This window comes from Rhodopirellula sp. JB055 (assembly GCF_043100905.1).
Taxonomy (GTDB): Bacteria; Planctomycetota; Planctomycetia; order Pirellulales; family Pirellulaceae; genus Rhodopirellula.
Genome location: NZ_JBICHO010000553.1, coordinates 1 through 5420, shown reverse-complemented (window position 1 = coordinate 5420; position 5420 = coordinate 1). Strand labels below are relative to the sequence as shown.

Here is a 5420-nt window from a genome sequence, read left to right as displayed (position 1 = left end):
CCCCGGCATCCATCGGAATTCAGCCCAGCGAGCCTGATCAGTTTGCCTGGACGTTTCGACCGCTCGGGGGAGCACGAGCCCACGCCACATCCGTCCACCCGATACGTTTGGCTTCCAAGCCCGACGAAGCGGAACGATCTGGTAGAACCTCACGTAGGCGAGTCTCTCTGAGACTCGCAAATGAAAGCGTCTCGAAGAGACTCCGCTACGTGATCAAGCTCAATGACTCCCGCTCACGTGCTGTGGGTCGCCCCGCTTCGCGGTCGAGGAGGGTTGCGGGCTGGATTCAGTGATGAACCCTCCCCTCGCTTCGCTCAGGCCACCCCAAGGGGAGGGTGAAGTGAAGCTGCACGGCCTCCTTCGGGGCGAGCGGAGATCGGTTGTTTGGTTGGTGCTTGTCGGGCTTGGAAGCCCAACCTACGGAACCTAGCGTCCAACCACTACGAGAACGCGACGGGCCCAACGAGAACGCGACGGGCCCTCCGAGAATTCGACGGGCGCATAAAAAAACCGACGTGGTGGCAGATCGAATCTGCGAACCACGCCGGCCAGGTGAATTTGAAATGACGGATCAGCTTGCGAGCCGAGCTGACCAGCCAACTCCCATCAGCCCGCGACGCGAAGCTGCGGACGGTTGACACTGCCGAGCAAACCGCGAATTCGCTCGAACTCTTCTGCGTCGCTGAAGTGGATCGTGATCTTCCCGCGACTGCGTGCTGAAGCTTTGATCTCAACCTTGGTGCCGAACACCATCCGCATCTCTTGCTGCATCGCTTCGATGTGCGGAGGAACGGGCTTGCGTTTTTGACGCGAGACGTTGGTGACCTTCAGTCCCGTTTCGCTGTCTTCTTCCGCCCGCAGCAATTCCGCCACGCCGGTCTCGGTCTTGCGAACGCTCCAGCCCTCTTCCAGGATCTTCTTGGCCGTTGCGACTTGCACTTCCACTTCGCCGATCGGCAACAGTGCTCGAGCGTGGCCAGCGGTCAGTTCGCCACTGGTCACCATCTCAACGATTGGCTGAGGCAGCTCCAGCAAACGCATCAGGTTAGCGATCGTGCTCCGGTCAATGCTCAAGCGGCGAGCCAGGTCGTCTTGCTTGCACTTGTGCTCATCGATGTAGCGTTTGAACGACATCGCTTTTTCGATCGCGTTCAAGTCCTTGCGTTGCAAGTTCTCGATGATCGCCAATTCGGCAACCAAGCGATCGTCCGCTTCGCGAACTTCGGCGCGGATGGTTTTCAAACCAGCGTGAATGGTCGCACGCAGACGACGCTCACCGCTGATCAGTTGGTAGCGACCGTCAACGATGCGAACCAAGATAGGCTGCAACTGCTGATGGTTCTTGATCGATTCGGCCAACGAGGCGATCTCGTCGGGATTGAATTCACGCCGCGGTTGGAACGGGTTGGCTTCAACCGATTCAATTGGCAACTCGAGCGATTGAACGCCGGGTTTGGGCGCGTCGTTGGTTTCGCCCGGTGGCACGATGTCGTCCATCGGTTCACCTAGCAAAGCGGCCAAGCCTTTTCCCAGGCGGCGGTCTTTGCCAGCGGGTGCTTTGCTCGTGTTGGTTCGATTGGCTGTCGCGTTAGTCACGTTGCAGTACCTCCATGCACAGTTGGGTATAAGCGAACGCGCCGCGACTTCGCGGGGCGTACTGGAAAACAGTTTGGCCGTGGCTGGGAGCTTCGCACAACGCGACGTCCCGGGGCACGACACTTTCAAAAACAATGTCGCCAAAGAAGTCACGGACCTCTTCGTCGACTTCTCGAGTCAGTTCAAGTGATTCGTCGTACATCGTCAGCAAGATGCCGCCAAAGGTCAGACGACCATCGGTGGCAGTGATGACTTTCTTGATCGTTCCAATCAACTGCGTGACGCCGACCATCGCGAAGTACTCGCACTGGATCGGAATCAACACTTCGGTGCTGGCAGTGAGCGCCGTTTCCGTCATGGCACCCGCGCTGGGCGGGCAATCGATCAAGATGTATTCGAACTCGTTCATCACGCTGTCGAGATGCTTGCGAACCCGAGCGGTCGAACGATCGCCGGTTTCTGCGAGCGCGTCAGCGTCATGAAAGGAACGACTACCGGGCAACAATCCCAGGTGCGGCACATCGGTTTCAACGATCGAATCAGGAAGAGATTCGGTTCCCGTCAATCCATGATGTGCTGCGGGCGATTGGCCCAAAGCAGAGGTGGCGTTGCACTGTGGGTCGATGTCGACCAACAAGGTTTTCTTCCCAGACATGGCCAGAGCAGCCGACAGGTTGACCGAAGTGGTGGTCTTCCCGACGCCTCCTTTCTGGTTCACGATTGACAAGATTTTCGCCACGTACACTGCATCCGAAACAGATGAATCACATCGCCGGCAATTCCGTTTGCCGACTGCCCAAGGAACACCTTGGACAAGCGGGAAACTAGGTGAAACAAAGCTCGCGAAACAAGACTGGTTTCATAAGAAACCGGACTTGACTTGCTCAGCGTGTTTCTGCCTGCGCGAGTTTCGTGTGAAATTGGGCGAGCGACAAAGCACAAGGAAGCAGAAAGAAGGCGGAACCGCATCTCGCTTCTTTGCCAGAAAGGCCCGATGCCCCTTTGACCTCGCATGGCGTCGTTCACCTCAAGGACGCTAGATTGCCCGGCGCGGGCCAGCCCGCTGACACTCGCGTTCACAACACGCCGGTGAGCGAGAGCCCTACCGGCCCATTGCAATGCCACGCGTACTCTCGCTCACGCGTCGGGCCGGGATGCTATCAACAGGCCGGTACGCTTCGTGCGACTAGGTAACCAGAGACCCCAGTTCACTCGGGTTGCCGGATCCAGTGACGCTGGCGTTCCAGCACGCTGGGTGCGGGCGGCATCGCGGGCATCTCGACCTCCGGGATCTGGAAGGCCCGCGTTCGTGCCGGCTCCTGCGATGCCGGTTGACTGTTCAGATCCAAGGTCGGAGGCCGCAGAACTTGCTGCCTCGCATCGGGCCTGACCTGAGAACCTGGCACCGAACTGGCCAACTGCGCCGGTGTCGACTCTTCGCGAACACCTGAATTCGACGCCAAATTCGCAGACTCCGGTCCAGACCGACTCGATCCGTTCGACTGGTTCGCTGGCGACGTTCCCTGCAGATGAGCTCCCTGCACACGAACTCCCTGCACACGAGCCTCGGCCATCCCAACCGGCGGCACCGAGCCCTGCGACACCGGATTCGATGGCGAACCTGACAACGCATTGAATCGCTGGTCGGGGAAGTGAGGGTTGCTGAGCGGAACCGCTAAATCGCTGTAGGTCAGCGGTACCCGCATGTTCCGCCGCGGACGAGCTGGTTGCTGCGACGGAATTGCGTCCGGCCCAGTCGACGCGAAGGCATCCGATGGCGACGGAGCGGCGTGGCCCTGGCTGGGCAGATCCGAAACGCGATGGTCAGGCCAACTCACGGCGGAGGATTGTGACGCAACCGACGCGGTCTGCCCGACCACAGAAGGCTCCGTGCCCCAAGGCGGCGTGAGCGGATCGGCCGTGGCGATCGCGAAAGGGGCCGAAGTTGGACCGGTCGCCAAAGCGTCGGGATCAGAAGCCTCTGGGTGAACCGCATCGCGACGAAATGGAATCGCGGCGAGCAAGCCACCGACCACGATGATCGTGCCGAGGGTGAGATTTCGCATGAGTAGGACTCGAAGGCTGGGGGGAAAAGAACTATCCAGCTTCGTCCATGAAAGGGCACCGTCGATCGCTTCATGCGGATGCCTATCGAAGTGATCGACAAGGGCAGCCACCCGACACGCAAGATTTTCTTTCGCGACGAATGACCGCTGCAAACTAAAAGGTCGCGGGCGAAAAGATTCATCGACCGGAATAAACGGGCGCCAAACCGCCTGTAGCTCGGTGGTCCCCATCGAGAGCTGACTGTTTTTTCAGTGCTCGGCTCATTGGGCCCCAGCGAGCAACGTCTTTACGAGCAACGGTCTTGGATCCGGATTCAGGCGGCTTGGGGCGCCGCCTCGGGAGTCACTTCACAAATCGCGTTTGCGAGCACCCGCAGGACTTCACGCCGACGACGGACGGGCCGAGCCGCCCAGGCCCGGTTCAATACGACCTCCACGCCGAGATAATGCACGTCGTGGAAATGCTTTCGCATCGCCTTGGTCAAGGAATCGTTCGTGCCGCGGCCCGGATGATTGCGGCGCACACGCAAATCGGGCATCGCGAAATACAGCTCGTCAGACAAATCCAGACACCAATCCAGCTCGTCCCCGCGGCCGGGATCATACAGCAACCCCACATCACCCCGCTGCCACTGACCCGACACAGCTCGAGCGGCAAACGTTCGAATCGACAAATGCACGACATAGGGATACTGCAACAACATCTCGCTGAGCCGGCGCCTCACCGCGTCGCGATACGGCGTGCGGATCTCAGCCAAAATGGCTTTGCGAACCGATGTGGGCAACTTTCGGATCGACGGTCGAAACAGATGACGATGATGAACCGATCGCCCCACGTCGACCAGATCCGCTCGATTTGGATTGGCGATCAAGTCACAACCTGCCTGTTCGGCGATCATCCGAGCGGCAAAACCTGCGTCCCGATCAATCAGCGGCTGAGACAATCGGGAATGTCCCTGCCCGCCTAAGATGGACGCCGGGCCTGGCTGATCACTCGACCAACCAGCGCGAGCGAGCAGCTCACGCAGTGAATCTGGGATCCGGTCGCCACCGGTGTCGCAGGTCACCAAGAGAGCCATCCTTGTTCTCCCGTACCTATTCCGCGGTCCAGTGGTGAGCACGCCCGATCAACTGCTCCAGATCCGCCCAGTAATCGGGATACGTCTTTCCGGTGCAGGCGGGGTTCTCGATCTCGATGCCCCCCAGCCGCAAACCCGCCAAGGCAAAGCTCATCGCCATTCGGTGGTCATGGTACGTGTCCAACCGAACGGGGCTGGACTCACTGACCGCAGGATCGCTCAGCGGGTGAATGGTCATCCCGTCTTCGTGCTCCTGGATCGTCGCTCCCAGCTTGCGAAGCTCGCAGGCCAAATCGCCGATCCGATCCGTCTCTTTGAAACGGTTGTGAGCCACGCCGCGAACACGCGTCGGCGAAGACGCAAACAGAGCGACCATCGCTAGAGTCTGCACCGTGTCGCTGATCGCATTCATGTCGACATCCACGCCGCGAAGCGTTCCGCCAGGCAAATCTGTCGCGATGACGCGGATGGAATCGTCGCTTTCCTCGACTTGGCACCCCAACATCTCCAAGACATCGACAAACGCCACGTCGCCTTGGGTTGCCGCTCGGCTGAGCCCCTGAACCGTGACGTCACCGCCCGAGATCGCCGCCGCAGCCCAGAAATAACTGGCCGCCGACGCATCAGGTTCGATGTCCCATCCGATCGCGTCGTAGTCGCCACCGATCTGAACCAGCAC

Annotated in this window: 5 protein-coding genes; all 5 read right to left on the bottom strand. The window is 59.8% G+C overall.

Features of this window, described 5'->3' with window-relative positions:
- Positions 1–606: 606 nt before the first annotated feature.
- Positions 607–1596 (bottom strand): ParB/RepB/Spo0J family partition protein, encoded by a 990-nt coding sequence (locus tag ACF8AM_RS21710; RefSeq protein ID WP_392557662.1) that lies wholly within the window; start codon positions 1594–1596, stop codon positions 607–609.
- Positions 1589–2335 (bottom strand): ParA family protein, encoded by a 747-nt coding sequence (locus ACF8AM_RS21705; protein WP_392557661.1) that lies wholly within the window; start codon positions 2333–2335, stop codon positions 1589–1591. The genes ACF8AM_RS21710 and ACF8AM_RS21705 overlap by 8 nt, the downstream gene beginning before the upstream one ends.
- Positions 2336–2804: 469 nt before the next feature.
- Positions 2805–3662, bottom strand: coding sequence for a hypothetical protein (locus ACF8AM_RS21700; RefSeq protein ID WP_392557660.1), 858 nt, complete (start codon positions 3660–3662; stop codon positions 2805–2807).
- Positions 3663–3976: 314 nt separating this feature from the next.
- Positions 3977–4741 carry an N-formylglutamate amidohydrolase gene (locus tag ACF8AM_RS21695; protein WP_392557659.1) on the bottom strand — a complete coding sequence of 255 codons (765 nt, stop codon included), beginning with the start codon at positions 4739–4741 and terminating at the stop codon, positions 3977–3979.
- Positions 4742–4757: 16 nt separating this feature from the next.
- Positions 4758–5420 (bottom strand): 3-phosphoshikimate 1-carboxyvinyltransferase (locus tag ACF8AM_RS21690; RefSeq protein ID WP_392557658.1); only part of this gene is annotated, 663 nt, incomplete at its 5' end.